Below are 24929 nucleotides of genomic sequence, written 5' to 3'. Positions count from 1 at the left end.
GGAGCTGTCATGCCCGAAATCATCTTCAGTGTGGACCAAAGCAAGTCGATGCGTGAGCAGGACGTTCCCGGTCACAACAGGTGGCACCCCGACATTCCCAACGTCACCATGGTGAAGCCGGGAGCGGAGTTCCGGATCGAGTGCCGCGACTGGACCGACTGCCAGATCGGCGACAACGACTCCGCCAACGACGTGCGCGACATCGACCTGACCATCCCCCACATGCTCAGCGGGCCGATAGGCGTGGAGGGCGCCGAACCCGGCGACCTGCTCGTCGTCGACATCCTCGACCTCGGTCCCGTGCCGCAGCAGAGCGGGGACGCGGCGGGCCAGGGCTGGGGCTACACCGGCATCTTCGCCAAGGCCAACGGCGGAGGCTTCCTGACCGACTACTTCCCGGACTCCTACAAGGCCATCTGGAACTTCCACGGCCAGCAGGCGGTCTCCCGTCACCTGCCCGGCATCCGCTACACCGGGATCACCCACCCCGGACTGTTCGGAACGGCCCCGTCCGCCGAGATGCTCGGCCGCTGGAACGCCCGTGAGAAGGCGCTGATCGACACCGACCCGAACCGGGTTCCGCCCCTCGCCATCCCTCCGGACGCCACCCACGCGCTCGCCGGAACGGCCACCGGAGACATCGCCACCCGCATCGCCGAGGAAGGCGCACGCACGGTGCCGGCCCGTGAGAACGGCGGCAACCAGGACATCAAGAACATGACCCGTGGTTCGCGGGCCTTCTTCCCCGTGTACGTCAAGGACGCCAAGCTCTCCGCGGGCGACCTGCACTTCAGCCAGGGCGACGGAGAGATCAGCTTCTGCGGCGCCATCGAGATGGGCGGCTTCATCGACTTCCATGTCGACCTGATCAAGGGCGGCATGGAGAAGTACGGCATCACCACCAACCCGGTGTTCATGCCCGGTAACGTCGAGCCGCGCTACACGGAGTTCATCAGCTTCATCGGGGTCTCCGTCGACCACGACACGGACACCAACTTCTACATGGACGCGACGCTGGCGTACCGGCGGGCCTGCCTCAACGCCGTCGAGTACTTCAAGCGGTTCGGCTACAGCGGCGAACAGGCCTACCTGCTGCTCGGCTCCGCGCCCATAGAGGGACGCATCAGCGGCATCGTGGACATCCCCAACGCCTGCTGCTCGCTGTACGTCCCCACCGCCATGTTCGACTTCGACGTCCGGCCCTCCGCCGCCGGCCCGACGAAGGCCGACCGCGGCCAGGCCGCGCTGACCAGCACCTGACCACCACCTGACCGGACCAGGCACAGGTACGGCCTCGCAGCGGCAGACGCTGCGGGGCCGTACGGCGTTCGACGCTGCCGCGGGGCCTCTCGCTACAGGGCGTCCTTCGAGGGCGTGATCGGCGTGCCGGCCTTGCGGCACGGGGGCAGCACGGACCAGGCTGACTTAACTGGATGACAGTAGTAACCTGACCCCTGCTCAGGAGGTAGGGGAGGGCCGAACGTGGCACGCAGGGTGGGGATCTACACCCGCATCTCGCGGGACGACGAAGGCGAAGCGCTCGGTGTCGGGCGACAGCAACAGGACTGCGAGCGTCTAGCAGATCTCCGATCCTGGCAGGCCGTGAAGGTCTACGAGGACAACGACGTATCCGCGTTCAAGCGCAACGTCGTGCGCGAAGAGTTCGAGCTGATGTTGAAGGATCTCCGCGCCGGCCTCATCGACGGCATCGTGGCGTACGACCTTGACCGACTGACTCGACAGCCACGCGACCTTGAACGCCTCATCGAGATCTACGACGAGCGTCCACGGCTGGAGTTCGCCACCATCACGAACGACATCAACCTCGGGACGCCGGACGGCCGCACCATGGCGCGCATCATGGTCGCGTTCGCCAACAAGTCGTCACACGACGCCTCACGCCGTATCAAGCGCAAGCACTTGGAGTTGGCCCAGCAGGGCAAGGACAGCGGCGGGCCAGCACCGTACGGATGGAGAAAGGACGATCGCACGAAGGTCGACCCGGAGGCGGCCAAGGCGATCCGCGAGGCACAGCGCGAGATCCTTGCCGGCGTCCGCATCGGCACCATTCGCACCCGGTGGCAGGAGCAGGGCTTGGGTAACCCTCGGGAAGGCACCAAGCGGATGGCTCACCACGGGGTCGAGCAAATCCTGACCAATCCCAGGCTCGTCGGCTACCGGACCTACCACGGCGAGATCCTTTACGGCGACGACGGCCAGCCCGTCATGGGCGAGTGGGAAACAATCAACACTCTCGAAGATTGGGAAGCAGTGTGCGCCGCCGTCGCTGAGCGGAAGCAGAAGCACCCTGGCAGGTCGCTCGCTCGTAAGTATCTGCTCTCAGGGGTCGCTCGTTGCGGCCTGTGCAAGGCGAAGATCCGGGGCCAGGTCAACCAACGCTGGAAGCCAGGGTCAAAGGCGGCGAAGTTCAGTTATCAGTGCTCGGTGGTGAATGGTGGCTGCGGCAAAGTCGCCCGCATCGGCGAACCCGTTGACCGGCTGATAGCTCAACTCGTGCTTGAGGAGCAGCGCTCACGAGCGTTGGTGACGGCTGCCCCGGCCGACCAACGTTGGCCGCGAGAGCCCGACTTGGAGCAAGTCAACGAAGACATCGCCCAACTGGTCGAGGCCGAGAGGACGAAACAGATCACCGTTTCCACTCTCCTGCAGCTCTTGCCCGCCAAAGAGCGCTTGCGCGACGAGCTGAAGTTGGAGCGCGCCCGTTTCTACAAGGAACAGAGGCAGGCGGAGACCAAGGGCGATGCGGCGAACCTGACGGTTGACGAGTTCTTCGGTCTGCCGATCGAGCGCCAACAGGAAATCACCTTGCACAGCCTGTCGGCCGTGATCATTCACCCGGCAGGGCGGGGACGGCGCATTTTCGACCCCGGCCTGATCGAGCCGGTGTGGCGATAATTTGAGCCTCTACCTCTCAGTACGCGACTTTTTGAGAACTAGGCCAATCACGCCAGAAATGACGGCAACGGCCACCACAGGGACAGCAATGAGCAGCGCCACTCCATGTCGGACATCCAGGATGTTGATAACGCCAGACACGACAGCCGCGGCTACGGAAGCCCCTGAACTCACCACAGACAAAACTAGCACCGCCCTGCTCTGGCCGCGAGGTTCCCTAGGCTCCATACGTCTTCACTCCCGCGACGACCGAGGAGAACAAGAAAGCCATGCCAGCTAGATCCAGGCCGACAATATGCTTCCACCCTTTTATGTTTCCGCTCGCGTCATAACAAAGATCACGAACAAAGTTGGGCAGCATCCCGACACCGAGAATTCCGACAATCAGAGCAATACTGACCGTCATTGGCTCAACAGGCTTATGCTTCAAGGATGCGTCGATCAAAGAATAACAAAGGGCAACGGCAGAAGTGACGGTCCAGTCAATATAGAAGACCCAATCGTCCTTTTTCAGCCCATGGCTACTCGCCGTCTTACGCGTGACCCATTTCCAATAGGTCTGGATCGCAGCTACGAGGAGAGCCAAAGCTCCCGTCAAGATCCAAGTGGCCAACCCCAAGTCCCCCACACAAGCAGCATCGTTGCTGCGCCTAGGGTGTCAGACGTTCCATCAGCCCGCACCCCTTTCACTGAGCGTTTTCAGCGTGGCCACCGGTCGGGTGACGCCGGTGAGGTCGAGGTGAGGGCCGCAACGTACAAAGCCCCCGGGCCGTTGGGGGAGGTGTTCGAAGTCTCAACCCATCGGCACAGGAGCCCTGTTGGTTCCCTATCCTGCCGCACTCGACCTCCCGCATGCCCTCGTCGAGTGGGTCACGATGCTCATCGTGACCCGTGAGGGTGACCGACGGTGCAAACTCCCGCCGCACCAGCGGGCGCTCGTCGCTCTGGTGTACCTACGCCGCCACGACACCCTTACCCGGCTCGCATCCGGCTTCGGGATATCCGTCGGCACCGCCCACGCGTATGTCACCGCCGTGACCGCCCTGCTCGCCGAACGGGCCCCGGGCCTGATCAAGACTCTGCGCGAACATGATCCGGAGTTCGTCCTGCTGGACGGGACCCTCGCCGAGTGCGACCGCGTCGGCGACAGCCGAGCCGACTACTCGGCCAAGCATCGCCGGCACGGCGTGAACGTCCAGGTCGTCACCGACCCCGCCGGTGAGGTCCTGTGGATCTCGCCCGCGCTGCCGGGCCGCACCCACGACCTGACCGCAGCCCGCACCCACCGCATCATCCGGATCTGCGAACGCCAGGGTGTCCCGATCCTCGCCGACCGGGCCTACCAAGGTGCCGGCCCCTGGGTCACCACCGGACTCAAACGGCCACCGGGTGGTGAACTCACCCACACCCAGCGCACCGTCAACCGGGCCCTGGCCGCGGCGAGAGCACCAGTCGAACGCGGCATGGCACGGCTGAAGTCCTGGCAGATCTTCCGCAGGTCCCGGATCAGCCCCAACCGCATGACCGTCATCACCAAAGCTGTCCTCGCCCTGGAGAGACAACGCTGAAAACGATCAGTAAATGCTGTTCGGATTTGCTTCTCAGCCGACGAGGTACTCGATGTCGACACGGTCGGTGTGGCCCGGCCATGACAGGGTGAACTGCCAGCAGCCTGGTTTCGGCATGTCGATCAGTGAGGGGCCCGGCCCGCCGGCTACCGAACGTGACACCACCTGGCCGGAACCCGTTAGCGTGGCCTTGATGGTCAACTTGGCGTCCGGGGAGTCCTGGCCGCCCGACGACTCCTTCGCGACCCAGAGAATCTTGTTCGCGCGACCGTTGCCAGCAGGAGCGTGGTACGGGTAGCCGAAGAGCACCGCCGCGATCTCGCCGTTGTCACCGACGATGTGCCGCGTCGAACTGGTCCCCGAGAAGCCCCTGCGGGCCCACGCCGGGAGTTGGCCCTGCTCGACAGCGGGGTGGCACGTGCTGTGCGCGCTTGGGGCTGTTTGTGCATGAGCCGACTCCGTTCCCTTGGTCGAGGCGGTGCAGCCACTCACGAGGATCGCGAGCACGACGACGGACAGCACTGAGCATCGGCCGGGACTGGCAGGCATCCACATCTCCACTTCGGCAAGGAGTCAGCCAATGGGGGGTAAAGAAAGGAGAGCGGCTGAATTGTTTCTGATCAGCACTCAATTACCATTTCATGACTCCATGGCAGGGACACCCGGCTAACCGGTCATGCGTCAGCGGGCTCCCTGCAGGGCGCCCGGGGCAAGAGATGGGACTTCCGCATGCGGGACCTGGTCCGGCAGGCGTGATCCGTCGGCTTCAGTCCGAAATCTCGAATACCGCAGTCGGGCTTCATCGCAGGCATGGCTCCGTGCCAGAGATCTGCTCCGCATAATGCTGAGCGACCCTTCGGCCTTGAGATTCCACTTCGCAGTCCTCGGGTTCGGCCGGACCGGGGTCGTGGGCTCAAGGGGGTGCCGAACGGCTGTCTCGAAATCGACGGCCCGCTGTGGGGTTGCTGTGCATGACTGTCATCACCAAAGCTGTCCTCACCCTGGAGAGGCAACGCTGAAAACGCTCACTCACACAACCCCTTAGCTGCGGCCATGGAGGATCAGTACGCGACGAGCCCACTCCTCATCGCGTTGTGGAGCCCGCCGGAGATGCATGGCTACCCACTCCTCAGTCGTCATGATCTCCGGAGCTGCCACATCCCTCCTGCATCGATGCTCCTTACCTTCCGTCCTCACTGAGCCCACCTCCTGTCAGTTGCTCGCGGGCGATCTCGCGGCCTTGTTGGATGTCACGGCGGATGTTGGCGGCGAGCCAGGATTCGCCGGGAGTGTGGCCGTGGCCGGCGTAGATCCAGTGGGCAAGGGTGAGGGTGGTCGCTGCGTCCTCGTCGTCGGGGTCAGGCAGGCCGAGGGCTTCGCGTTGCTGGGCGGCGCGGTAGTCGGCGCGAACCTGACGGAGAGCGCCGAGGGTGGTGGAGTAGCGGCGGGACTTGGTGGAGAAGTGGCCGCGGAAGCCGAGCATGTGAGCCCAGTCCCGTAACTTCCGGTCCGGGTAGAGCGCGTGCAGGTCGAGGCATGCAGCGATGAGCCGGGCTGGATGCTCGGGGACGCCGAGCAGGTCAAGGGCTTCCTTGTTGCCGATGCGGCGGTCCACGGTGCCGGTGGTTTCGGCGGCTTTGGTGGCGTACTTGGCCACGTAGGAGGCGACGGCCTGTTCGGTGATCTCTTCGCCGTGGCCGAAGGCGCCGATGGGCTGTACGTCGAGCTGGGTGCCCCACCGCAGTGTGCGGGCGGGTTGGTCCCCGGCCGGGGGCACGTCGACTGCCACGCGGGCGGCAGCGGCGTGGATGGCGTCGGTGAGCAGGTCGAGGGTGGCCCAGGCCGGCGGGGGGTCGTCGGGTCCCTCGGGTCCGTCGAAGCGGATCACGGCGTGGAAGTGGACGGCTCCGCGCTTTTGGTATTCGGCGACCTTGCCGAAGGAGACGCGGGACTGTTCGCGGGCGGCTTTCTGGGTGAGGCCGGCCCGGCGGGCGATCTCGCGGCGCAGGTAGATCGTGAAGTAGCGCCACAGGTCGGATGCGTGGTTGTTCCACAGCACGGCGCCCGCGTAGTCGTAGGTGTCCGGGTCGAGCGGGGTGCCCAGTTCGGGGGCGTCTTCGGCGTGGTGGGTGCCGCAGCGGCACGGCCGGTTGCCGGGCCGGTTGTGGACCGGGCCGAACGAGGGGGCGGTGAGGGTGGCGAACACCCGCGGGTGGTCGCGGATCGTCTCGGGGGTGCCCTTGTCGGGGTCGCCGACGAGGCCTGCGCGGATGAGGTGGTAGGTGTCCCCGGCGTAGGTCCAGGCGCAGGCCGGGCAGCGCGAGGCCCGGCGGTTGCCGCACGCGACGCGGAGGACGCCACCCGGTTCGGTGTCGGTCGTGTACGAGTGCAGGACGTGCCCGGTCACGCGGTCTCGGGTGACGGTGGCGCCCTGGAGATGAATCGGGTCGGTGCAGCCGCCGGTACGGCGGATCTGGTCTTGGATGCGGTCGAAGCCGGTGGACCCGGCCAGCCTCAGCACGTCGGCGAGGGTGGCCGGGTCCAGGCCCGCCATCGTGGCGGTGTCGGTCACGCGTCACCGTCCGCGGCAGTGTCGGCGATCTGGTCGAGGGCCGTGGCGGCTTCGTCGGCGGCACGGGCGAGGGCGCGCAGGGCGTCGGCGGTGCCCGGTCGGGCGATGAGCGCGATGTCGACCCGCTCGCCGCCGATGCGGAGGCTGACGAAGGGCCCGCTGTCGTCCGTCACGCCGAACACGCTCACGCGGCTGGTGCTGTCCGGCTCCAGGTGCGCTGAGGCGGTCAAGGACTTCACTTCTTGTCCTCCTTGGGCGGGTGGCGGTCGATCCACTCCTCGGCGCAGACCTTGTGCACGGGCTTGCCGCGGTCGGAGCGGAGCGGGGTGGGCTTGGTGCAGATCACGCACGGCTTGTCACCGCTGTGGTCGAAGTGCTCGGGCGAGCGCCAGTCGAGGAGCGCCACGGCGGTCACCTCCCCGCGCGGGCGAAGTCGGCGGCGGGGGTGGTGTGGCCGGTGCCCTTGCAGGTCGGGCAGGTGACGCGGAGGGTGGCGCGGGTGCCGTCGTTGTGGCGGGTGCCGGTGGTGATGGCGACGGAGGCGAAGCCGTCGCAGTCGCGGCAGACGCGCGTGTTCTGGGCGCGCTGGGGCATCATGGGATCTCCCTTTCGGGTCCGTTGGATCTGGAAGGTGGGAAGGCGCCCGGAGCGGCGGAAACTTGGCGGTTGAGGCCGCTCCGGGGGCCGTCAGCGTCGGCGGGTGCGGCGCTTGGGGGTGACCGGGGGGATCGCGTCGTAGGACTGGCGGCCCTGCTCGAACGAGGCGTGGTCGTTGTCGCTCATGTCGGCGGTGCCGATCTGCCGGTTGATGCGGTTGACGGCCTTGCGGTCGCCGTGGCGCTTGGCGATGGCGTACTCGCGGCCCAGTTCGGCCATCTCGGGGTTGGTCGGGGCGTCGTTGCTCTTACGGCCGAAGAGGCCCATGTCAGCGCTTCCTCTCCTGGCTGATGAGCGAGCGGACGACGAGGGCGCACACCGCCACGGACATGCCGGTGATGGCGACGGCGAGGAGCATGGAGACGAGGACCGCGCCGACGACGAGGACGACGGCGCCGCCGCCGGCCGCGAGGGCGAGCGCGCTGCCCGGGGTGAGCTGGACGGTGGGCCAGGCCGGGGCCGGGACCACCGGAGCCGGGGCCGAGGCGGGAACCGGGACCGGGGCCGGCGTGGTGGTGGCCGAGGTGTCGGTCACGGGCGCCGGGGCCGGGGCCGCGGGGGCGGTGTCCGGGGGCGGGTACTTCGGAGTGAACACGGGATCTACCTCCTGTCAGGCGTTGCAGCGGTGGGTGCGGGCGGCGAGTTCGGCGGCCGAGCGGTCGCGGTGCTCGGTGGAGAAGCCGCAGCCGGGGGCGGTGCAGGCGGCGGTGTGCCTGGTCTGGCCACGGCCGTTGTGGTAGGTGCCGACCTGGACAGGCCCGATGCGGATCACGTCGTAGAAGCGGTTCGGGCGCACGGTTGAACCTCCTTCGGGTGTCAGGTGAGTTGGAGTTGGGCGGCGATCGCTTGGCAGGTCGGGGCGGGCAGGCCGAGCCGGGCGGTAAGGGCGTCGGCGGTGATCGGCTGACCCGTGGTGTTCCGGTGTGCGTCGGCGATCGATCGGGCGTGGTCGAGCAGGGCCGGCGGGACCGCCGGACCAGAAGCGGGCGGCTTGACCGAGGGCGGGTCCAGTTCCGCCGTCGGGGCGGAGGCCGGGGCCGGGGCGGGTGTGTCGGTGCGGTGCATCTCGACTTCCGGCGCCGCCGGTTCGCGGTCCGGCTCCGGGGCCGGTTCCGGGGTGGCCGGGGCCGGGGTGGGGGCGTGGACCAGGAGGGTTCCGCCGAGGAAGGCCAGGGCAGGCCAGCCGGCGACGAGGATGCGGAGCCAGGCGGGCACGTGGTCCAGGTCGAGCAGGCCCGCGGTGGCGATGTTGGCGCCGAGCGAGGCGGCTAGGGCGATGGCGAACCAGGTCCAGGAGGAGCGGTCCCGGCCGGCGCGCAGCCGGCGCCAGGCGGCGACCAACAGCAGGTCAACGGAGATCGGGTAGGCCCATGCCTTCCAGCCGGACTGTCCGGCAGCGGCGGCCAGGTCGTGTAGGTGGGCGAAGGACAGCGCTCCGGCGATCACAGCCTGAATGAGCACGGCGTCGGGACGGATCGAGCGGTTCACGGTCTTCACCTCCTTTGAGGAGTTGGGCCGGGTGGGAGCGGGGATCAGGTCGCCCGCCCCTGTCCGGCGGGTTCAGTCGGCGGGGGCGTTGCCGGAGCCAAGGCAGTTCAGGCACAGGCCCGCCTGTTCGCCGACCGCGCGATGCTTACGGCCGACTCGGACCGTGCGGGACACCTCTCCGGTGCCGTGGCAGACCGAGCACTTCGCCGGTTCCGGCACGGTGGTCTTGCCGCGGGTGGTGGTCTTCCGCACGGTCACGGTCACCACCCCTCGCCGGGGTACTTGGGGCCGTCGTTGGGGTCGAAGCCGGGCGGGAAGACGCCGGGCGGCGGCTCGGGCAGCGAGGCCGACAGGGCGGGGCCCACGGCGTCGATGAACTCCGGGTCGGCGCCGGGGACGTGGGTGTACACGGCCAGGGCCACGAGCAGGGACACGGTGCGGTGGAAGTCGTCGACGGACTCACACATGGCGGTGGATCTCCCTTCTTCAGGCATGGCAGGGGTAGGGACTTGGCGCGAAGCGGTCGCGCCGGCCGGTGAGCAGGTGAGAACTACGTGGTGACGGGCAGGGCCGGCACGGTCTCCGCATCCGATGCGAGTCGGGAGACGGGCCGGAAGGGGGCGAGGAACGGCAGTTCCGGTGTCAGGTCGGCGAAGTCACGGCAGACGGCCGCTGCTTCGTCGGGGGTAATCTCCGGGGTGCGGATGCGGGACCAGCGGCCCGAGGAGTCACCGGCGACCGCGATGCCGGGACGGTCCGGCCGGATCGTGGTGACCGCAGCCACCGCGTCCGGGGCGATGTCCCCCAAGCCCATCTCGGCGGTCTGCTTGTCGTTGACCCGGTGCACGACCCGGCCGGTGAGCTGAGCCCGCAGCGCGGTCGCTCCCTTGCCGAGATCGGACCCGAAACGCTGCCCGCAGACCTCCAGGTAGATGCCGACCGCACGGGCCATCTGACCGAGGCGGACCAGTTGCATGACGGTGTGGTCGCGGGCCGGCTCCTCCTTCTTGGAGGTCACCCAGAACAGTTCCGCCACCTCATCGATCAGGACGACCAGCGGAATGGGCCGCTCCTTCTCGGGCAGGTCCCACATGTCCGAGACGCCGTAGAGGGCGAGCAGGTCGAAGCGGTCTTCCATCTCGCCGACCAGCGCGTCGATCAGGGTCCCGGCCGTCTGCGGGTCGGTGGCCAGGGCCGACAGGCGGGGCGCGTACCGGTTGTGCTCCACACCGCGCTTGCAGTCGATCCCGACCAGGCCGACCGGCAGGCGAGCCAGGCCCGTGATCAAGTTGCGCTGATACATCGACTTGCCGGACTGGTTGGCGCCCAGGGTCAAGGCCATGGGGACCTTGCGGTAGTCCCGCTCATAGACCGTGCCGTCCTCGCGCAGCGCGACCGGAACGACCAGGTCACGGGCGCGGGCGGCACGCGGCATGCGGACCCGGCGGAGCACGTCGTACCCGGTCATCCGCAGCTCGACATACCCCGGCCTGGTCTCCAGCACGGACACCGACTGCACCCCGAAGGCGTGCCGAAGCCGCTCGGACGAAGCCACGATGTCCGCCGGCTCCAGGCCGGCCGGAAGGCGCAGCGTGATCCGCAGACCGGTCGACGTCGGCGAGATGCGGCGGACCTTCGGCGGGACCGGCCGCACCTCCCGGCGAGCCACGTTCCGGGTCACGAACGCCCGCAGCCGCGACGGCTGCACCGTCAGCCCACAGACGTCCATCGTGGAGCCGTAGTTCCAGGTGAACCGGCCCCAGGTGACCGGTAACCCGACCAGCGACCAGTACACCCGCGGCGCGCGGACCTTCGCGTAGCCCAGACCACCGGCCCCCGCGAGGGCGCCCGTGGCCTCCAGCCACATCGTCAGGTCGCCCATGGTCAGGCCACCGAGGTGATCGCGACCGCGCGGAACGAGATCCCGTGCCGCTTCTGGCCGTTGAACTCGTTCTCCCAGTCACGCGCCTTGAGGCCGATCACCTTCACCGGCATACCCGGCGCCAGACCCTCCGGGTAACCGGTCTCCGGGATCGTGACCTGGTACAGGTTGCCCTCCCCGTCGTCCGAGACCAGCAGGCCCACCGTCGACAGGCCGGCACCGGTCTCCCGGTCCATCGCACGCTCACCCGTCTTCGCGTTGGCCAGCTTCGGCGTCGGCGCGGTCGCCACGAACACCACAGCGGTCGAGGTGTCGATCTTGAACGAAGGCATAGCTCACTCCTGAGCACGTCAGAGTTGGGCCTCTTGGACCCCTTGCTCAACTTGTTGGTACAAGCTGACACCTAGAGATTGACGCATGGAGAGTGAGGCGTCAAGCACTTCTGCGGCACATGTACCAACAAGTTGGCTTGGTGCGTCATGATGGAGCAATGAGTAAGCAGCCGAAGTACCAACAAGTGGCCGACGCGCTGCGTCGTGAGATCGACAACGGCACGTACGCGCCTGGGGCTCGGCTGCCGTCGGAGGCCGAGTTGGCCATCCGCTTCGACGCGTCCCGGAACACCGTCCGCGCAGGTCTAGGCGCGCTCGTGAGCCAGGGACTCATCACATCGAGCCAGGGGCTGGGCTACGAAGTGCGGAAGCACGAGGTGTTCAAGCTGAACGCTTCCCGGTTCGAGAACCTGACTTTCCCGCAGAACGGCGACGCCTACTCAACCGACGTGACGAACGCTGGCCGTCGCCCTCACCAGACATTCCGGGTGGAGGTGACGACCACCCCCGGGGACGTCGCCGAACGGTTGAAGGTCGAGGCAGGCTCTCGGTCAGTACTCCGGTTCTGCCATCGCTTCGTGGATGACGTGCCGTGGTCGACGCAGGCCACGCACTACCCGGATTGGCTGGTGCAAGAGGCACCCCGACTGACCGACCCGGGAGACATCGACGAGGGCACCACCCGCTATCTCGCCGGCCTAGGCGTTGAGCAGGTCGGGTACGCGGACGAGATCTCCACTCGTATGCCCACTCCCGAGGAGGAGCGTCTGTTGGAGATCGGCAGGGGGGTCCCTGTCCTGATCTGGACGCGCACCGGCTACACGACCGAGCGACCCGTAAGGTGCACAGTCACCACCTTCCGCGGCGACCTCAACCGCATGAACTACGAGATCGGCGACCTGTCCGCCCGGGATGAGAACGAAGCCCAGTGAGAATCACCAACGCCACACCGGCAGACCTCGACCTGTTGCTCACCTTCCGGAAGGAAGCAGCGGGGTGGATCAGCAAACTCGGCAGTGACCAGTGGAGTCGTCCCTACCCGGCGAACCGCCTCTTGGCCACGATCGAGGCCGGAACGGTCTTCATGCTGCGGGATGGCGAATGCACCGCTGGCACTATCACCCTTACCCCGGAAGCGGAGGAGGGGCTGTGGTCCGCGGAGGAACTGGACGAGCCCTCCATGTTCATCAACAAGTTGACGGTCGCGCGAGGCTACGCAGGTCGGAACCTCGGTGGTGTGCTGCTCGATTGGGCCGGCGATCGCGCGTACCGCGCGGGCGCAAAGTGGTTGCGACTCGACGCGTGGACCACCAACACGCGGCTACAGCGGTACTACTTGGATCAAGGCTTCCAGCATGTGAGGACCGTCCTCGAAGGCAGCGCCGTCAACGGCGGACCGCGTGTCTCTGGTTGGCTTGCCCAGCGGCCCACCCGGCCAGCCGAACACGATCTCAGCGACGAGACACCGGCTCCTGAGCCGCTACGCGCCTGAGCTGTTACAGATTTCTCTACCTCATCAAGGCCCGCGCACGGCGCGGGCGCGCGCCGCCTCTGCGGCGCGGCCTGCCTCCTGTCTCCGCCCCGGCTGGCCGCGCCCGGCGGCGCGCTGCGTGCATGCGGGCAAGGGCGGGATGCCATCCGCGGGTACAAGATGATGCCTCCGGCGGGGGATCGGCCGGCACCGGGATGGAGGGGGCGCCGTTCCCGGCTGCGGGCCTCTAGGGGCGTGCGTGGGGAGCTCCCATCCCGTCCACCGTCGACCCAGGCGGAGCCGAGCAGACGCGGCCCCTGGCGTCCAGGTCGTTCGTACAGTGGCGCGCTCCACCTGGACGCCAGGAACCACGCCCGCTCCACGGTGTGTGGGTCGACGGCGAACGGGATGGGAGCTGGGGTAGGTGTGTGGTTGAGCTGGTCAGGCGAGGGACAACCGGATCCGGTCGATGGCGCGCAGAACCTCATCCCTGTTCTTCGCACTCTTGATCCAGGTTGGTAGCCGCGCGACGAGCGTCATCTTCTTTACTTGCGCATCCCATGGGGCTCGCTCACGCAACGGCGCCTGTACGAACTTCCGGATCAGCTCCAGGTGTTCCGGGTTGTAGGCCCACAGCCAGCCGTGTCGCATCTCTGCCTGCAACCACAACGGCAGACCGAAGTAGGGGTCTGTCGCTTCGCCTCGCCCCCGGAAGAGGCGGAACCCTCCCCCAGCGACATCTCGCGACAGACCGCACGCCCTACAGACGAGACGGCGGCGCGCGAACACCGAGGGAACCGCGTCCTCAGCCACCGGGGCAACGTGTGCAATCCCAGCGCACTTCGGACAGCGCACGAGCACATGATCAATGAAGTGGTACTTCGTGTGCTGGGCATCCCGGAACCGCTGTGGCGAGAGCATGACGCCAGTATGCGATCCCTCTGCCTGCCCATGCTCATGCACGGAACAACCGTGCCCCTTCCGTGCCCGATCAGGCGGGGAATCGCGGGGAACCACGGTCGCTCGCGGCGAGGAGGAACGAGGAGAGCCTCCGACCGAACCAGCTGGTCAGAGGCTCTCCATCACTGCGGTGGGTGTGGGATTTGAACCCACGGTGGCTCGCGCCACGACGGTTTTCAAGATTGCTTAGGAGCTCACCACGTACTCCAGTGGCCCCAGCGCCCCGCTGTAGGGCAATAGAGCAGGTCAGAGCGCTTCCTTGTTCTGCTTGACCGCTTCCCCTGACCTATGTACTGGAGGCAAAACACTCCACGGGAAGTTGATCCAGTCGTCAGTGCGCTTCCAGACGTACTCGCACTTCACCAGCGACTGGGACTTCTCGTAGATGACGGCGCTGCGCACCTCGGCGACGGTGTCCAGGCAGAAGTCGCGGACCAGCTTGAGCGTCTTGCCGGTGTCGGCGACGTCGTCCGTGATCAGGACCTTCTTGTCGGAGAAGTCGATGACGTTCGGCATGGGCGCGAGCATGACGGGCATCTCGAGCGTGGTCCCGACACCGGTGTAGAACTCGACGTTGACCAGGTGGATGTTCTTGCAGTCGAGGGCGTAGGCGAGACCGCCCGCGACGAAGACACCGCCGCGCGCGATGCTGAGCACGATGTCCGGCTCGTAGTCGTCGTCGGCGATGGTCTGCGCGAGCTCGCGCACGGCGATGCCGAAGTCCTCGTAGCTGAGGTTCTCTCGTATCTCGGTCATGTCGTGGGCGCCTCTCACACCTGCGTGCGGTGGAAGTTGAGGTAGGAGCGGGAGGCGGTGGGACCGCGCTGCCCCTGGTACCGGGAGCCGTAGCGCTCACTGCCGTACGGGGCCTCGGCGGGCGAGCTGAGCCGGAACATGCACAGCTGGCCGATCTTCATCCCGGGCCACAGCTTGATCGGCAGGGTCGCGAGGTTCGACAGCTCCAGGGTCACGTGCCCGGAGAAGCCGGGGTCGATGAACCCGGCGGTGGAGTGGGTGACCAGCCCGAGCCGCCCGAGCGAGCTCTTGCCCTCCAGCCGGGAGGCGAGATCGTCGGGAAGCGAGATGACCTCGTACGTCGACGCCAGGACGAACTCGCCGGGGTGCAGGATGAACGGTTCGTCCCCCTCCGGCTCCACGAGCCGGGTGAGGTCGGGCTGCTCGACGGAGGGGTCGATGTGGGGGTAGCGGTGGTTCTCGAACACCCGGAAGTAGCGGTCGAGCCGCACATCAATGCTCGACGGCTGCACCATGGATTCGTCGAAGGGATCGATCCGCACCCGCCCGGCGTCGATCTCGGCCCGGATGTCCTTGTCTGAGAGAAGCACGTAGCGAGGATACGCAAGGCGCGCGGAGCCCCCACAATCAGGACGACTCCACGCGCCGGTACCGCGTTGCTGCCGCTGCCGCTGCTGAGCCGCCGCTACCGCTTCTGAAGTCCCACAGGCACCACACTGCGGAGCCTGGCACACCGTGGACACCTCATGAGCCGGCCGGGGCCGAGCCGCTCGGCCTGCTGCATCGGGAACGAAGCGGTACTGAACACGTGCCCCTCGGCACAACGGACGACGGTGCGCTCCATCAAGTCCCTTAAGTCCCTTCCCCAGAACCGCGTCTGGCCTCTCGCCGCCTGACGACAAAAGCCACAGTACGGGATCAAAGAGACGTGCCACCAGACGGCACTCCGGCCCCACAGGACCCCAGCCGCGCACCCCCACCGTACGCCCCAACTCCGTTCCCCCGCAGCGCCGCTCCCCCTTTCGGGAACGCACGCCGGCCCCACGGTTCGAGCACCGGGGGCCGGGGATGGGGTACAGTGAGCGCCGGACCCGAACTCCGGTCGGCGTCTTACGCGGGTGTAGTTTAATGGTAGAACATCAGCTTCCCAAGCTGAGAGCGCGAGTTCGATTCTCGTCACCCGCTCCATGCGAAACCCCCAGGTCAGAGACCCGGGGGTTCTTTGTTGTCCAGACCAGCGGATGGGTGCCGCACCACGACCGCACCATCAGCTCTCGGACGGCTCCGCCCTGCGGTGCACGGGATCGTTCTTGCGGTCCTTCGCACGTTCGGCGCGAACGAGGCCGCCGAGCCCGGCGGCGACTTCGCGCTGCGGGTCCTCGTCGGAGTAGGGCCAGGCATCGGCCATCACGAAGGAGACGACCGTTCCCCCGAAGCGGCTCGGCCCGGAGCGCCAGGATTCGGCAATGGAGTCGACCAGGAGCAGACCGCGCCCGTGCGTGTCGTCGGCGTCCGGCCGGCGGGACGCACGCTCGCCGGGAGTACCGGGTTGTGCACCTCCACCCGCAGCGAAGCCCCCTCCCGGAACCATTCCACCCGTACGAGCCACTCCTCGTCCGACCGTCCGTAGCGGATCGCATTGGTCACCAGCTCCGAGATCATCAGCATGCAGTCGTCGACCGAGCAGAGCGTCACCGGCGGGACTTCGCCACCCTCGGCGTGCCCGCGCAGCCGGCCGCCGATCTCGCATTACTGACCGCTCACCGCACTGACCTGGTCACCGACCGGGTGCGGACGGTCAACCGGCTTCGCGACGTGCTCACCGGCATGTTCCCCGCCCTGGAGCGGGCCTTCGACTACTCGGCCCGCAAGGGCGCGCTGGTGCTGCTGAGCGATTCCGGTCGCCGCACAGGCAGCCTGCACCGCCCCAAGCGCTACAGCCGCTGCCTACGCAGAGTCTTCTACCTCTCCGCGCAGACCAGCATCATCCGTGATGCCCCCAGCCGGGAGTACTACCTCAAGAAACGCGGCGAGGGCTGCAAACACGTCCAGGCCGTCATCGCCCTCGCACGACGCCGCACCAGTGGGCTGTGGGCCCTCCTACGCGACGACCGGGCCTTCACTCCCAACCCGCCCATCACGCAGACGGCTTGACTCAGCCCGAGGCCACAAAGCCGGCAGCGTGGCTGAGGCCGGCGGGGCCCAGTGAGACACACGCGCACCTGATCGGTCGGCGCGCCCGCCGTCGTGGCTGACTTCCGCTGGCTGAGGCACAGACGATTTCCAAGACGAGGTGCCGCCCGCGCGGCTGCAGCCAGGCCCAACGCGCCGACCATGCGTTGGCTGGGCAGGGCCGATGCCATGGATGTGGCAGAAGCCACTTGAGAGGCCGCTGTGATGCTTGCTAAAGCTCCAGCGCTTACTTAGTGAGGCTTGACGGCCTCCCCAAAAGCAGCCCTCAAGGACGGCTACCGCAGGTCGGCCCGTGACTGGGCCGACCTGCGGTAGCCGTCTGGGTGACCAGGTCCTTGGAGCTGGAGTCACGCGGGGTGCTGTCCGGCACGGACCAGGTACACGCAGGTCACCGCAGTGATGGCCAAGGGGGAGATGGCCGCTGCGAGGATCGTCCACTCACCCCCCGCGACGCCACTGGTGGCGGTCTCGAGGCCGAGCAGGAGGCCGAGCAGCGCGAGCAGGATCGGCACCAGCAGGGCGGCTGCCGTGCCGATCACCTTGTCGCGGGTCTGCCACTGCGGGGTCGCCCACAGTGCCACGACGGCCACGATCGCCAGGACGACACCCACCGCGGGTGCGGTGACCGTGGCTATCCCTGCGAGTGCCAGCAGCACCAAAGGCACGACGGTGTGACGACGGCGGGCGGGTACTGCGGCAGGGCTCTCTCCCAGCGCGCTGGCCGCGATCGAGCGGGGGTCGCCCAGGCGCGCGAGCACGGCGCGGATCGCCTGGTCATCGGGGTCGGCCTCCTCGGCCAGGGCGACGGCGATGTGTTCGTCCAGGTCGGCGATCAGCTCATTGCGGTGCTCCTCGTCGAGTTCGGCCGTCTCACGTGCCACGGCGGCCAGGTAATTCTTCACCAGCGGATGCTGTGCGGTCTTCATGGTGGCTTTCCCTCTCGGTCGGCGGATCAGCAGGCCGGGTGATGAGACGGCTGTCAGGGGGCGATGAAGTGGTCGACGCCGTCACGGAAGCGCGGCCACACGGTGGCGAATTCGGCGAGGGCGGCCTGCCCCGTGGCCGTCAACTCGTAGTAACGGCGCGGTGGTCCACTGGGAGACTCCTGCCAGCGGGTGTCCACGAGGCTGTCGCGGCGCAGCCGCGACAGCAGCGGATAGATGGTGCCCTGGCTGGTGGTCATCACATCCACCGCGCCGAGCGCCTCCAGCAGCTCCACCCCGTAGCGCGGGCCGTCCCGCAACAGCGCGAGCACGCAGTACTCGAGCACCCCTTTGCGCAGCTGGCTCTCCGCCTTGCCCCCAGCAAGCTTGGCTGCATCGTCAGGTTCCATGCAAAGCATGGTACCTGGTGTCAGCTATGACCGGGAGAGGCGCGCCAGACCCGTGCCAGATCGGGCGGGGAACCACGGGGAACAGCGGGGATCGCCACAGAGACTGGCCGCAGCCCGAGACCTCTCGGCTGCACGTCAGGGCGGCGACCGACCCGAGATTTACCTGAGCTTCCCAAGCTGAGAGCGCGAGTTCGATTCTCGTCACCCGCTCCATGAGAAACGCCCAGGTCAGAGACCGGGGCCTTTTTGCTTTCCGCGGCGATCACTCGCCGCGTGCCAGATTCGTGCCAGAAGGTTTGTCGGCCGCCTTCTCGCCACCTCATTCTCGGAGGTCTGCCCGGCGCGCACCATCGTGTCCTTGAGGGTGGCACCGGACCGCGTGGACAGCGTGTGCCCCGTGTGGCGGAGATCGTAGAACCGGAAGCCCTCGGACATGCCGACGATCTCACACGCCCGTCGCCACTTCCGCCCGAAGGTGCTGCGCCGGAACGGCGCTCCCTTCGCAGGAAGCGGGCCGTCGAGAGTCACCTTCGGACTGGCGGCGTTTTGTCGGGTTGCTGCTTTCTGGTGCACATCTGGGCCATCAGGGTGATGCTGAAAAGAGAACGTCCGATTCGATATCCGCAGGAGATCCAATGGTGGACGCAGCAAAGGTTGAGCTGTACGCAGTGGACCTGACTGATGTGCACTGGGTCAGGAGCAGCTACACCAACAGGTGGACAAAGACGTGTGTGGAGGTCGCAGACCTCGGCGACGGGGCGGTTGCGGTCCGTGATTCAAACAACAGGGAACTGCCGCCGCTGCGATTCACCGCAGAGGAGTGGGCAGCGTTCCAACGGGGCGTGCGTGACGGCGAATTCGGCTAGGTGGTACCTTCCGCGCGCTAATATCGACATGAGCGATGCTGCGCCGTCCCGGTTTGAAGCTCTGGACCGGTGGATCGCGGAGGAGGAGCAGCCCCCGCCTGTGAGCGTCGTCCGCCTCCGGATGCCGGCTCCCCTCCCGGAACCACTCGATGCGCACCAAGCGAGTAGCTCATGGCAGCGGACTTACGCTCGCGCGGGAGCGCCCCGCGGCGCGTGGCTGCGGGGCGCCTTGTGGGGTTTAGTCGACCGGCTGCCCGTCGTACTTACCGCCCTTGCAGGGGTTGCCCGGCTCATTGATCATGGGCGTCCCGCCGCCCTGCTCGCACTGAGAAGGGGTGACGTAGGACGGGGCACCCTGTGCGGTCGCGGCGGTGGCGGTGGCGGCGCCTGTGAGGCCGAGTCCGGCGAGGGCTGCCGTGGCGATGACGGCGGCGAGGCTTCGTCGAATGCGCATTTGGTTCCCCTTTCACGGATGCCTCGGTTGGGGCACTAGCCAGCGTGGCTTTCACCCATGTGGGCGGCACGCCATGTTGCGCCATTCGGGTGACAGCGCTGGCGGGCGCGGGGTCGGTGACGCGACCCGTCGGACAGGCCCCAGAACGAAGAGACCACTCCAGCCGGATGGGTGGTCTCTTCGTTGTTCCGGAGGGGGCAGCGCCCGCAACGAGCCCCACGCTAAAAGCCGGGTTGAACTGCGGAACGCACCCTTGGGTGACCGCTGGGATCACCAGAGTCTTCACGTGGGAGGAAGGCGCACGCATCGAGGTCCGCGACCTGGGCGGAGAGATGAGAGGTGCGACGACGAATGACTCGTGCCGGACGCGTGCCAGGTTCCCGCCAGAACCAGTGCGACGTCGTTGATCTTCGGGTGGATCACCTCGACCAGCACTGCGGCTGAGGTGATCACTGGCAGGTCCGCGTCGCGAGCCGCCGTCAGCCACTCGTGGATTTCCCGATCACGCTGTACAGCCTTCTCCGGGCCCTCGCTGTCCAGGACCAGGGCACGGCTCACTCGGCCGCCCCAACAGAGGCGCCGCCGGTCAGCCGGGCGTGCTTGGCGGCCAGGGCCTCGGGGTCGGCCGGGCCGTGCACCTTGTCGAAGTCCGAGATCAGCTCGTCCAGGTTGTCCCGCTCGATCTGCCGCTGGGCCGCCTTCTCCAGGTACGCCGAGACGCCCCGCTTGCCGACCCGCTCACGGATCGCCTGCAAAGTTCCGGTGGTCAGGGTGACGGAGATACCGCTGGTGGGGTCATCGCCGGGCAGGAAGTCGACGTCGTCATCAGCCACACTCCAAGTATGCGATTTAAAAATTGCATAACGGGTGGCGAGTACGCCACGAGGCTCTGCCCGGGTGACGAAGGGGCCCGGTGCCGGGGAGCCGCGTCGACCAGTAGCCGTAGTACCTGGGACGGTTGGTGGCTATTCCGCTTGCGAGCGCCGAGGGCAGCTGGGCCATGATGATCCGATGAGCATGGACACGGACAGCGTGGCTGAGGCGATCGCGCGAGAATTGCAACTGATGAGTCCCGGCGTCCGGGCGTCGAGGGCACTTGCGGATCAGCTTCTCGATCCGGAATTTACAGAGGTGGGTGCCTCGGGGCGCAGGTGGGACCGTGAGGCGATGCTTTCTGCACTGCCGGATATGCAGGGTGCGGACGAGGGTGGCCCGCAATATGAACCCACGGGCATGACAGGCACCGTCCTGGCACCCGGGTTGGTGCATCTCACCTACGAAACCACGCTCGACGGACGGCGAGCGCGAAGAAGTTCGATCTGGCGGAAGCTGGATGACGCTTCCGGTTGGCGGATGTACTACCACCAGGCCACTCCCGTTCCTGGCGAACAGACGCGGGGTCGTGGAACGGGCCCCTGACCATTGCACCTGGTCAGGGGCCGTTCACGTGCGCGGTGGCTACCCGGGGCGATGTCACCAGTCGATGGCGTCGTCCATCGACTGCTGCCAGAACGTGACCTTGAGCGAGTCGTCGACGTAGACGCCGTTCACGGGCAGCGACGGGTGGGCGCCGGTACCGACGCTCTCGTTGCCGGAGGGGCCGCGGAAGTAGACGGTCAGGGACTTCACGGTGTGGCCGTTCGTGCCGCTGCCGTCGGCGGCGGACAAGTTCACGGACGCGTACCCGGACTCGCCCGGCTTGAGCGTGACAACCGCCTGCGGCTGCGACTCCTCGATGACCGGAGGCACGGCCTGGGCCTCCCCGAAGCGGACGGCCGGGTAACCGTAGAGGTAGCAGCTCTTGCTCCCGGTGTTGGTCACCGTGAGCAGCATGTGGTTCACGGGGCGGTTCAGCGGGGCCGCGACCGTCTTGGTGTTGGACCCCTCGCAGGTGACCGGCTTGCCGGAGGAGGCGGGCGCCTTCGGCGCGGGAGTCGGTGTGGACCTCGAATCGGCGGCCGGCGTGGCGTTGGAGGAGCCCGAGGCATTCGAGGAGCCCGCGGAGGAGTCCGAGCCGGAGGAGGAGTTGGAGCCGGAGTTTGAGGAACCGGCGCCGGAAGAGGGGCTCTTGGTGGTGGAGGGCGGTGCGGTCGTGCCGGTGGTCGCCGCGGCGCCCTCGTCGTGGGCGCCTGTCCCGTCGCTGCACGCGGTCAGGGAGAGCGCGGCGAGAACGACGGTCGCGGCGGCGCCGAGGAGACGGGTACGGGGGTTTCGGATGCTGGACATGCAGTCGTGCCCTTTCGCTGTCCGGGTGGGTGCGGTGCTTGGATGACTGGAGCTTGTGGGGTGATCCGTCCCAGCCGCCAGGCACGGCGGGCAGTTGGGGATGCTGGAACACCGAAACGTGCTGTGACCAGGGGGAATACGGTGTCCTTGGAACGCCTGAATGGGACACGGGGAGAGGGTGGAACGGGTGTCAGGGGCTGCGGGGGCCGGGAGGACCGACGAGTTCGCGACGCTGCTCCGGGAGCTCAAGGACCGCTCGGGCCTGAGCTACGGGGTGCTGGCCAAGCGGCTGCACATGAGCACGTCGACACTGCACCGCTACTGCAACGGCACCGCGGTCCCGAACGAGTACGCGCCGGTGGAGCGCCTCGCACGGGTGTGCCGGGCGACGCCGCAGGAGCTCGTGGAACTGCACCGGCGCTGGATCGTGGCGGACGCGGCACGGGGGCGCAAGGCGGACCAGGCCGCGGCGACACGGGCGGGGGCGGGCGGCGCCGGCGCGGAACCCACCACAGCGAACGACGCGCCCCAAGGGGGCGGTTCGGCCGGGGTGGCTCCTGCGGCCGGTTCGCCGCGGACGGTGGACACCGGACCGGGCGAGGGCGGTGAGCCGGGTGAGCCGGTTGTCGTCGACGTGGCGGGAGGACCCGCGCTGCCACGGCGTCGTCGCACGGCGCTGATCGCTTCCGTCGCGGTGGCCGTCGTCGTGGGAGCGGTGGTGCTCGTCGTGCAGCCGCTGTCGGGCGGAGGCAGGAACGACGCACGGAGCGAGCAGGCAGCCGGCGCCACCGCGAGCGCCGGCACGGCCGACGTCAAGGAGCCGGCCCCCTCGCCGGCCGCGAGCGGGCAGAGCCGCACACCGTCCGCGCCGGCCTCCGCCTCCGCCACCGGGTCCGGCAGGGCCGGCTCCGGCGCTTCGCGCGGCGGCGGCGAGCAGAGCGTGGCCAAGCCCGCCGACGGCACCGGCGCCGTCCCGCTCACCGTCGGCACCCGCCCGTACGTCTACGACAACCCGTGCAGCCAGCACTTCCTCGTCGACAGCGAACCCGAGCAGGTCGGTCCGCCCGCGAACGAGCAGGACGCCCCGCGCTGGGCCGCCGCGTACGGTGCGGTCTCCTCGGGCGAACAGCGAGTCGCCCTCACCGTCCAGGGCACCGGCGCGGAGACCGTCGTCCTGGAGGCACTGCACGTACGCGTCGTCAGCAAGGGCGTGCCGCTCGCCTGGAACGACTACGCGATGGGCGTCGGCTGCGGCGGCGGCGTCGACACCAAGTCGTTCGACATCGACCTGGACAACGGCAGCCCCACGGTCACCGTCAAGAACGGCCAGCGCGACTTCCCGTACAAGGTCAGCGAGTCCGATCCGGAGGTCTTCTACGTCACCGCCCACGCCAAGGCGCACGACGTCCGCTGGGATCTCACCCTGGACTGGTCCAGCGGCAGCCGCCGCGGCACCGTCCACATCGACAACAACGGCACCGCGTTCCGCACCAGCGCCGACAGCGGCCGTCCCGGCTACGACTACCCGCTGGGCGGCGGCGAGTGGATCAAACGGGAGAGCTGACAGGCCCCGGGCCCGAGGACCGCGGCGAGGGCCCCGCTGGGGGTCCTCGCCGCGGTCCACCTCTGCACAACGCGGCGGAGCAAAAACTCGTCGCACCTGCTCGCCTCGCCCGGTACGGTCTCGATCGCATGCCCGCTGCGGGGAGCCCAGGAGTTCCGCGCGGCCGCACCGGCAGTTCCCAGGCTGAAAGTAGGTTCGTCCATGGCATGTCGTATCAGTGAGGTCGTGCTCGGTTGCCACGATCCCGAGGTGCTGGCGCGGTTCTGGTGCGAGGTCCTGGACTTCGTGGTGCTCGAGCGCGAAGGGAACGAGTGCATCGAGATCGGGCCGCGCGAAGGGTTCGGCGGCCCGCAGCCGACGATCATCCTCAGCCGCAGGGACGAGCCGGAGCCCGGGAAGTCCCGGCTGCACATCGACGTCAATGCCACCGACCGCGATCAGGACGCCGAACTCGAACGCCTCCTGAAGCTCGGGGCGCGCCCGGCCGACATCGGCCAGACCGGCGAGGAGTCGTGGCACGTTCTCGCCGACCCCGAGGGCAATGAGTTCTGCCTGCTCAAGGCGCGCCTCAACCCGCTCTGACGGCGGGAGCGCGCAGCGGGCTCGCCCCGGTGTGTGCCTTACGGAGTCGTGACGTGCGGGTGCGAACCCGTGGTGCGGTGGCGGTGCGGGCCTAGCGTGGCCGTATGCGCGTACTGGTCACCGGCGGTGCCGGGTTCATCGGGTCCCATGTCGTCGCCGCGCTCCGGGAGCGCGGACACGACCCGCTCGTGTTCGACGTGCGGGAGGTCCCCGGAGCCGACGTGCGGGACCCCTCGGCCGTCGGCGGCGCCCTGGCCGGTGTGGACGCCGTGTGTCACCAGGCCGCGATGGTCGGGCTCGGCGACGGGGTCGCCGACGCGGCGGAGTACGTCTCACGCAACGACCTGGGCACCGCCGTGCTGCTCGCCGCCATGGCGGAGGCCGGCGTCGGGCGCCTCGTGCTGGCCGGGTCGATGGTGGTCTACGGGGAAGGGCGGTACGAGTGCCCGCGGCACGGGGTCGTACGGCCCGGGCCGCGTTCCGTCCCCGACCTCGACGCCGGCCGGTTCGAGCCCGTCTGCCCCGCGTGCGGGGACGGCCTCTCGCCCGGCCTTGTGGACGAGGACGCCCCGGCCGATCCCCGGAACGTGTACGCGGCGACCAAGCTCGCCCAGGAGCACCTGGCCGCCGCCTGGGCCCGCTGCACCGGCGGATCGGCGGTGTCGCTGCGCTACCACAACGTGTACGGGCCCGGAATGCCCCGCGACACCCCGTACGCCGGCGTCGCCTCCTTCTTCCGCTCGGCCCTCGCCCGGGGCGAGGCACCGCGCGTGTTCGAGGACGGGCGGCAGCTGAGGGACTTCGTGCACGTCCGGGACGTGGCGGCGGCCAACGCGGTGGCGCTGGAGGCGGAGGCCGCCCGGGGTGCGCTGACGGCGTACAACACCGGCAGCGGTGAACCGCACACCGTCGGCGAGATGGCGCGGGCGCTGGCCGCCGCGTACGGCGGCCCCGAGCCGGTCGTCACCGGCGAGTACCGGCTCGGGGACGTACGGCACATCACCGCGGACTCGTCGCGGCTGCGGGCCGGGCTGGGCTGGAAGCCGGAAGTCGGTTTCGGGGAAGGCATGACGGAGTTCGCGCGGGCCGGGATGCGCGGGGCGTAGGCG

At 68.2% G+C, this 24929-nt stretch carries 33 protein-coding genes, 1 tRNA gene and 3 pseudogenes; 12 read left to right on the top strand and 25 right to left on the bottom strand.

Going from position 1 to position 24929, the window contains the following annotated elements; all coding sequences use genetic code 11:
* Nucleotides 1-9 precede the first annotated feature (9 nt).
* Both fmdA and ACF09J_RS05050 read left to right on the top strand, forming a co-directional pair.
* Nucleotides 10-1260 (top strand): formamidase, encoded by a 1251-nt coding sequence (fmdA, locus tag ACF09J_RS05055; RefSeq protein WP_392303973.1) that lies wholly within the window; start codon nucleotides 10-12, stop codon nucleotides 1258-1260.
* Between the two features lie 222 nt (nucleotides 1261-1482).
* Nucleotides 1483-2916, top strand: a complete 1434-nt coding sequence (locus tag ACF09J_RS05050; protein ID WP_392303972.1) for a recombinase family protein — start codon at nucleotides 1483-1485, stop codon at nucleotides 2914-2916.
* A gap of 217 nt (nucleotides 2917-3133) precedes the next feature.
* Here the strand turns inward: ACF09J_RS05050 and ACF09J_RS05045 are convergent, their stop codons facing one another.
* On the bottom strand, nucleotides 3134-3529 hold the full coding sequence (locus ACF09J_RS05045; RefSeq protein ID WP_392303971.1) for a hypothetical protein: 396 nt from the start codon (nucleotides 3527-3529) through the stop codon (nucleotides 3134-3136).
* 205 nt (nucleotides 3530-3734) lie between these two features.
* Between ACF09J_RS05045 and ACF09J_RS05040 the strand changes: the two genes are divergently transcribed.
* Complete coding sequence (locus tag ACF09J_RS05040) at nucleotides 3735-4484, top strand: transposase family protein (protein ID WP_392303970.1); 750 nt, start codon at nucleotides 3735-3737, stop codon at nucleotides 4482-4484.
* 33 nt (nucleotides 4485-4517) lie between these two features.
* On the opposite strand, the gene ACF09J_RS05035 is transcribed toward ACF09J_RS05040, so the two are convergent.
* The 13 genes from ACF09J_RS05035 to ACF09J_RS04975 form a co-directional block, all read right to left on the bottom strand.
* Nucleotides 4518-5033, bottom strand: coding sequence for a hypothetical protein (locus ACF09J_RS05035; RefSeq protein WP_392303969.1), 516 nt, complete (start codon nucleotides 5031-5033; stop codon nucleotides 4518-4520).
* Between the two features lie 631 nt (nucleotides 5034-5664).
* Nucleotides 5665-7056, bottom strand: coding sequence for a replication initiator protein RepSA (gene repSA / locus ACF09J_RS05030; RefSeq protein ID WP_392303968.1), 1392 nt, complete (start codon nucleotides 7054-7056; stop codon nucleotides 5665-5667).
* On the bottom strand, nucleotides 7053-7295 hold the full coding sequence (locus tag ACF09J_RS05025) for a hypothetical protein (RefSeq protein ID WP_392303967.1): 243 nt from the start codon (nucleotides 7293-7295) through the stop codon (nucleotides 7053-7055). Before ACF09J_RS05025 ends, repSA begins: the two co-directional genes overlap by 4 nt.
* Nucleotides 7292-7462 carry a hypothetical protein gene (locus tag ACF09J_RS05020; RefSeq protein WP_392303966.1) on the bottom strand — a complete coding sequence of 57 codons (171 nt, stop codon included), beginning with the start codon at nucleotides 7460-7462 and terminating at the stop codon, nucleotides 7292-7294. Before ACF09J_RS05020 ends, ACF09J_RS05025 begins: the two co-directional genes overlap by 4 nt.
* A gap of 5 nt (nucleotides 7463-7467) precedes the next feature.
* Entirely contained in the window at nucleotides 7468-7650 is a 183-nt protein-coding gene (locus ACF09J_RS05015) for a hypothetical protein (RefSeq protein ID WP_392304172.1), read from the bottom strand.
* Between the two features lie 93 nt (nucleotides 7651-7743).
* A complete protein-coding gene (locus ACF09J_RS05010) occupies nucleotides 7744-7980 on the bottom strand; it encodes a hypothetical protein (RefSeq protein ID WP_392303965.1) in 237 nt (78 codons plus the stop codon).
* Between the two features lies 1 nt (nucleotide 7981).
* Complete coding sequence (locus tag ACF09J_RS05005) at nucleotides 7982-8308, bottom strand: SpdD protein (protein ID WP_392303964.1); 327 nt, start codon at nucleotides 8306-8308, stop codon at nucleotides 7982-7984.
* A gap of 15 nt (nucleotides 8309-8323) precedes the next feature.
* Nucleotides 8324-8509, bottom strand: a complete 186-nt coding sequence (locus ACF09J_RS05000; RefSeq protein WP_392303963.1) for a mobile element transfer protein — start codon at nucleotides 8507-8509, stop codon at nucleotides 8324-8326.
* 20 nt (nucleotides 8510-8529) lie between these two features.
* Nucleotides 8530-9201, bottom strand: coding sequence for a DUF2637 domain-containing protein (locus tag ACF09J_RS04995; RefSeq protein ID WP_392303962.1), 672 nt, complete (start codon nucleotides 9199-9201; stop codon nucleotides 8530-8532).
* Nucleotides 9202-9273: 72 nt separating this feature from the next.
* Nucleotides 9274-9459 carry a hypothetical protein gene (locus ACF09J_RS04990; protein ID WP_392303961.1) on the bottom strand — a complete coding sequence of 62 codons (186 nt, stop codon included), beginning with the start codon at nucleotides 9457-9459 and terminating at the stop codon, nucleotides 9274-9276.
* Nucleotides 9460-9461: 2 nt separating this feature from the next.
* Nucleotides 9462-9668, bottom strand: coding sequence for a hypothetical protein (locus tag ACF09J_RS04985; protein WP_392303960.1), 207 nt, complete (start codon nucleotides 9666-9668; stop codon nucleotides 9462-9464).
* Between the two features lie 83 nt (nucleotides 9669-9751).
* Nucleotides 9752-11083, bottom strand: coding sequence for an FtsK/SpoIIIE domain-containing protein (locus ACF09J_RS04980; protein ID WP_392303959.1), 1332 nt, complete (start codon nucleotides 11081-11083; stop codon nucleotides 9752-9754).
* Nucleotides 11084-11085: 2 nt separating this feature from the next.
* Nucleotides 11086-11415 carry a hypothetical protein gene (locus ACF09J_RS04975; protein ID WP_362350879.1) on the bottom strand — a complete coding sequence of 110 codons (330 nt, stop codon included), beginning with the start codon at nucleotides 11413-11415 and terminating at the stop codon, nucleotides 11086-11088.
* A gap of 158 nt (nucleotides 11416-11573) precedes the next feature.
* On the opposite strand from ACF09J_RS04975, the gene ACF09J_RS04970 reads away from it, so the two are divergent.
* Nucleotides 11574-12347: a GntR family transcriptional regulator gene (locus tag ACF09J_RS04970; protein WP_392303958.1), complete on the top strand. Its 774-nt coding sequence runs from the start codon at nucleotides 11574-11576 to the stop codon at nucleotides 12345-12347.
* Nucleotides 12344-12907 carry a GNAT family N-acetyltransferase gene (locus tag ACF09J_RS04965; RefSeq protein WP_392303957.1) on the top strand — a complete coding sequence of 188 codons (564 nt, stop codon included), beginning with the start codon at nucleotides 12344-12346 and terminating at the stop codon, nucleotides 12905-12907. Before ACF09J_RS04970 ends, ACF09J_RS04965 begins: the two co-directional genes overlap by 4 nt.
* Before the next feature lie 420 nt (nucleotides 12908-13327).
* Here the strand turns inward: ACF09J_RS04965 and ACF09J_RS04960 are convergent, their stop codons facing one another.
* The 3 genes from ACF09J_RS04960 to dcd form a co-directional block, all read right to left on the bottom strand.
* Nucleotides 13328-13807: a hypothetical protein gene (locus ACF09J_RS04960; protein WP_392303956.1), complete on the bottom strand. Its 480-nt coding sequence runs from the start codon at nucleotides 13805-13807 to the stop codon at nucleotides 13328-13330.
* A gap of 285 nt (nucleotides 13808-14092) precedes the next feature.
* Nucleotides 14093-14602, bottom strand: coding sequence for a phosphoribosyltransferase (locus ACF09J_RS04955; RefSeq protein ID WP_392303955.1), 510 nt, complete (start codon nucleotides 14600-14602; stop codon nucleotides 14093-14095).
* A 14-nt stretch (nucleotides 14603-14616) separates the two neighbouring features.
* Nucleotides 14617-15192, bottom strand: coding sequence for a dCTP deaminase (gene dcd / locus ACF09J_RS04950; protein WP_392303954.1), 576 nt, complete (start codon nucleotides 15190-15192; stop codon nucleotides 14617-14619).
* Nucleotides 15193-15716: 524 nt separating this feature from the next.
* On the opposite strand from dcd, the gene ACF09J_RS04945 reads away from it, so the two are divergent.
* Nucleotides 15717-15790, top strand: a tRNA-Gly gene (locus ACF09J_RS04945).
* 202 nt (nucleotides 15791-15992) lie between these two features.
* On the opposite strand, the pseudogene ACF09J_RS04940 reads toward ACF09J_RS04945, so the two are convergent.
* Nucleotides 15993-16288, bottom strand: a pseudogene (locus ACF09J_RS04940) (ATP-binding protein); the annotation flags it as partial.
* Nucleotides 16289-16321: 33 nt separating this feature from the next.
* On the opposite strand from ACF09J_RS04940, the gene ACF09J_RS04935 reads away from it, so the two are divergent.
* Nucleotides 16322-16756, top strand: a complete 435-nt coding sequence (locus ACF09J_RS04935) for a hypothetical protein (RefSeq protein ID WP_392303953.1) — start codon at nucleotides 16322-16324, stop codon at nucleotides 16754-16756.
* Nucleotides 16757-17142: 386 nt separating this feature from the next.
* Here the strand turns inward: ACF09J_RS04935 and ACF09J_RS04930 are convergent, their stop codons facing one another.
* From ACF09J_RS04930 to ACF09J_RS04920, 3 genes and pseudogenes are all read right to left on the bottom strand, one after another.
* A complete protein-coding gene (locus tag ACF09J_RS04930) occupies nucleotides 17143-17721 on the bottom strand; it encodes an HAAS signaling domain-containing protein (RefSeq protein WP_392303952.1) in 579 nt (192 codons plus the stop codon).
* 53 nt (nucleotides 17722-17774) lie between these two features.
* Complete coding sequence (locus ACF09J_RS04925) at nucleotides 17775-18128, bottom strand: PadR family transcriptional regulator (RefSeq protein WP_392303951.1); 354 nt, start codon at nucleotides 18126-18128, stop codon at nucleotides 17775-17777.
* A 324-nt stretch (nucleotides 18129-18452) separates the two neighbouring features.
* A pseudogene (locus tag ACF09J_RS04920) lies at nucleotides 18453-18629 on the bottom strand (site-specific integrase); the annotation flags it as partial.
* Between the two features lie 134 nt (nucleotides 18630-18763).
* On the opposite strand from ACF09J_RS04920, the gene ACF09J_RS04915 reads away from it, so the two are divergent.
* Nucleotides 18764-18994: a DUF397 domain-containing protein gene (locus tag ACF09J_RS04915; protein ID WP_392303950.1), complete on the top strand. Its 231-nt coding sequence runs from the start codon at nucleotides 18764-18766 to the stop codon at nucleotides 18992-18994.
* A gap of 238 nt (nucleotides 18995-19232) precedes the next feature.
* Here the strand turns inward: ACF09J_RS04915 and ACF09J_RS04910 are convergent, their stop codons facing one another.
* The 3 genes and pseudogenes from ACF09J_RS04910 to ACF09J_RS04900 all read right to left on the bottom strand — a co-directional run bounded on the left by ACF09J_RS04910 (nucleotide 19233) and on the right by ACF09J_RS04900 (nucleotide 20281).
* Nucleotides 19233-19448: a hypothetical protein gene (locus tag ACF09J_RS04910; RefSeq protein WP_392303949.1), complete on the bottom strand. Its 216-nt coding sequence runs from the start codon at nucleotides 19446-19448 to the stop codon at nucleotides 19233-19235.
* A 390-nt stretch (nucleotides 19449-19838) separates the two neighbouring features.
* Nucleotides 19839-20006: pseudogene (locus tag ACF09J_RS04905) on the bottom strand (DNA-binding protein); the annotation flags it as partial.
* Nucleotides 20003-20281: a hypothetical protein gene (locus tag ACF09J_RS04900; protein WP_392303948.1), complete on the bottom strand. Its 279-nt coding sequence runs from the start codon at nucleotides 20279-20281 to the stop codon at nucleotides 20003-20005. The gene ACF09J_RS04900 and the pseudogene ACF09J_RS04905, both read right to left, overlap by 4 nt.
* A 178-nt stretch (nucleotides 20282-20459) precedes the next feature.
* On the opposite strand from ACF09J_RS04900, the gene ACF09J_RS04895 reads away from it, so the two are divergent.
* Nucleotides 20460-20867 (top strand): DUF4440 domain-containing protein, encoded by a 408-nt coding sequence (locus ACF09J_RS04895; protein ID WP_392303947.1) that lies wholly within the window; start codon nucleotides 20460-20462, stop codon nucleotides 20865-20867.
* Nucleotides 20868-20921: 54 nt separating this feature from the next.
* Here ACF09J_RS04895 and ACF09J_RS04890 read toward each other — a convergent pair whose 3' ends face one another.
* Nucleotides 20922-21674, bottom strand: coding sequence for a DUF4232 domain-containing protein (locus ACF09J_RS04890; RefSeq protein ID WP_392303946.1), 753 nt, complete (start codon nucleotides 21672-21674; stop codon nucleotides 20922-20924).
* A gap of 187 nt (nucleotides 21675-21861) precedes the next feature.
* Between ACF09J_RS04890 and ACF09J_RS04885 the strand changes: the two genes are divergently transcribed.
* From ACF09J_RS04885 to ACF09J_RS04875, 3 genes are all read left to right on the top strand, one after another.
* Nucleotides 21862-23238 carry a helix-turn-helix domain-containing protein gene (locus tag ACF09J_RS04885; protein ID WP_392303945.1) on the top strand — a complete coding sequence of 459 codons (1377 nt, stop codon included), beginning with the start codon at nucleotides 21862-21864 and terminating at the stop codon, nucleotides 23236-23238.
* Between the two features lie 201 nt (nucleotides 23239-23439).
* Nucleotides 23440-23820, top strand: coding sequence for a VOC family protein (locus ACF09J_RS04880; protein WP_392303944.1), 381 nt, complete (start codon nucleotides 23440-23442; stop codon nucleotides 23818-23820).
* A 104-nt stretch (nucleotides 23821-23924) separates the two neighbouring features.
* Complete coding sequence (locus ACF09J_RS04875; protein WP_392303943.1) at nucleotides 23925-24926, top strand: NAD-dependent epimerase/dehydratase family protein; 1002 nt, start codon at nucleotides 23925-23927, stop codon at nucleotides 24924-24926.
* Nucleotides 24927-24929 lie beyond the last annotated feature (3 nt).

The organism is Streptomyces sp. NPDC014889, assembly GCF_043081205.1.
In the GTDB taxonomy this organism is placed as follows: Bacteria; Actinomycetota; Actinomycetes; order Streptomycetales; family Streptomycetaceae; genus Streptomyces.
This window is presented reverse-complemented; position numbering and strand designations above follow the sequence as displayed.